The following is a 2,784-nucleotide window of genomic DNA, read 5'->3' as shown; positions in this document are numbered from 1 at the left end:
GTGCACCTGGGGACGCACCCCGAGCCCATCACCGGGGCTCTCTCCACGCCCATTTACCAGACCTCCACTTTCGCTTTCCGCAACGCCGATGAAGGGGCCCGGCGATTCAAAGGAGAGGAAGAGGGCTACATCTATACTCGCCTGGGGAACCCCAACCATACGGCCGTTGAGGAGAAGATCGCCGGTCTTGAAGGCGGTGAAGCGGCCGCGGTGACGGCTTCCGGCATGGGAGCCATCGCTTCGGTAATGTGGACCGCCCTGTCTTCCGGGGATCATGTGATCGCGGCGCGGTCCCTGTATGGCTGCACCCACGCCCTGATGAACCACCAGTTCCCCCGTTTCGGCATGGAAGCAACCTTTATGGGTCTCAGGGATCTTGAGACTGTAAGGGCGGCCATCAAGCCCAACACGAAAATGATCTACTGCGAATCGCCGGCGAACCCCACGATGGATATCGCCGACCTGGAGGGACTATCCCGAATTGCCCATGACGCGGGAGCTATCCTCGTCGTGGACAACACCTACTGCACCCCCGTCATACAGCGCCCAATCGAACTGGGGGCCGATGTAGTGGTCCATTCAGCCACGAAATACCTGAATGGCCATGGCGACGTCATAGCCGGAGTGGTCGTTGGAGACAGGGAATTTATCGGCCGCATCAAGAGCGAGGGCCTAAAGGACCTTACCGGGGCGACGCTCTCCCCCTTCGATGCATTCCTCCTGCTCCGGGGTATGAAGACCCTTCATGTCCGTATCCCCAGGCACTGCGAGACAGCCCTGTCCGTTGCCCGTTTCCTTGAAAAGCGCGAGGAGGTGGACCATGTCTGGTACCCGGGTCTGGACGGCTTCCCTCAGAAGAAGTTGGCCGACAAGCAGATGAGGCATTACGGGGCAATAATAGCCATGGAGCTTAAAGGTGGGTACGAAGCAGGCAAGAAATTCATCAACAGCACGAAGCTTTGGACCCTGGCGGTGAGCCTCGGCGATGCCGAGTCGCTGATCCAGCACCCCGCGTCCATGACCCATTCCGCCCTTTCCGACGAAGAGCAGAAGAAGGCGGGGATCTCCAAGGGGCTCATCAGGCTCTCCGTGGGCCTTGAAGACTCGGACGACCTGATCGAAGACCTGGAAGGCGCTTTTGCCGCCATCTAGATCTTTCTCGTCTACGAATCGGCGAGGCCGCAAACCCTGATCAGGGTTTGCGACCTCGCCGTCATCGGTGAATTTCTCGAAGCAAACCTGCCCAGGCATTGAAAAAGCGAAAACACACCAGCGGTCGGATGGTCGTCCTCCGGGCGGTCTTGCGCGGCCGTCTTCTACTCCAGTATCGCCCCCCGGTTGCCGGCGGTCACCATCCGGCGGTAGCGGTTGAGAAAGGGGCTTTCTACCGCCTTCTGCCCCCTCGTCGTTTCGCGGCTCCGCCTTTTGAGCTCTGCCGATGACACTTCGAGGTCCAGTTTCCTGGAAGGTATATCAATACTGATGATGTCACCATCTCTCACCAGGGCTATGGGGCCTCCCGCGGCGGCTTCGGGGGACACGTGCCCTATGGCGGCTCCCCGGGTTGCGCCGGAAAAACGGCCATCGGTCACAAGGGCCACGTCCCCATCGAGCCCCATCCCCGCCAGGCACGCCGTGGGGCCTAACATTTCGCGCATCCCCGGCCCCCCCATCGGGCCCTCGTTCCGGATGACCAGCACATCCCCGGGGAGGACATGCCCCTTTGAAATGGCATCAGAGGCTTGCTCTTCGCTTTCGAAGACCCGGGCCGGCCCTTTTTTGACCAGCATGTCGGGCAGGACTGCCGACTGCTTCACTATGCTTCCCTCCGGTGCGAGGCTCCCCTTGAGGATCGCGATACCACCCTGGCGATGGCGGGGATTCTCGAGGGTTGCGATCACCCTGTCGTCTTTAACGGAAGACGAGGTGAAACTGTTTGAAAGGGGTTCCCCCGTCACGGTGACAGCACTGCCCTGCAGAAGGTTCCCGCCGTCGAGTCGCGCCAGGACGGCTTGAATTCCGCCGGCGCGGTGGAGATCCTCTATACGCCAGGGCCCGCCAGGGCTCATATCGCAAAGGTGGGGGACTTTCGATGATATCTCGTCGAAACGGTCCAGGGGAAGGTCGATACCGGCCTCGAAGGCGATGGCCGGAAGGTGCAGGGCCGAGTTGGTGGACCCTCCCAGGGCCATGTCCAGGGCTATGGCGTTGTCGAAGGCCTCCCTGGTCAGGATGTCTCTGGGCCGGATGTTTTTCTCCAGCAGGGTCATGATCATGCGTCCCGCGTCTTTCGCCAGGCGTTCCCTGGCTGAAGATACCGCCGGTATGGTCCCGTTCCCGGGCAGCGCCAGGCCGAGCGCTTCGATCAGGCAGTTCATGGTGTTGGCCGTGAACATCCCCGCGCAGGAGCCACAAGTGGGGCAGGCCTCTTCCTCGAGCCTTCGCAGGTCATCGGTGGTTATCTTGCCGGCGGCGATGCTTCCCACCGCCTCGAATACGGACGAAAGGTCCACCTTCCTTCCGTCGATGTCCCCCGCCATCATGGGGCCGCCGCTGATGATCATCGAGGGAATGTTCAGCCTCGCGGCGGCCATGGCCATGCCGGGTATTATCTTGTCGCAGTTCGTCACCATGACCAGGCCGTCCAGGGCGTGAGCCTGGGTCATCACCTCTATCGAGTCGGCGATCAGTTCCCTGCTGGGCAGGGAAAAACGCATCCCCTCGTGATTCATCGCTATCCCGTCGCAGACGCCTATCACGGGGAATTCCAGGGGGAGGCCGCCC

Annotated in this window: 2 protein-coding genes; one reads left to right on the top strand and one right to left on the bottom strand. The window is 61.4% G+C overall.

Annotated elements, in window-relative coordinates:
- Nucleotides 1-1,152 (top strand): aminotransferase class I/II-fold pyridoxal phosphate-dependent enzyme (locus tag GX108_00715; GenBank protein ID NLO55571.1); only part of this gene is annotated, 1,152 nt, incomplete at its 5' end.
- Between the two features lie 164 nt (nt 1,153-1,316).
- Here the strand turns inward: GX108_00715 and ilvD are convergent.
- Nucleotides 1,317-2,784 (bottom strand): dihydroxy-acid dehydratase (gene ilvD, locus GX108_00710; protein NLO55570.1); only part of this gene is annotated, 1,468 nt, incomplete at its 5' end.

This window comes from Thermovirga sp. (assembly GCA_012523215.1).
In the GTDB taxonomy this organism is placed as follows: domain Bacteria; phylum Synergistota; class Synergistia; order Synergistales; family Thermovirgaceae; genus 58-81.
This window is presented reverse-complemented; position numbering and strand designations above follow the sequence as displayed.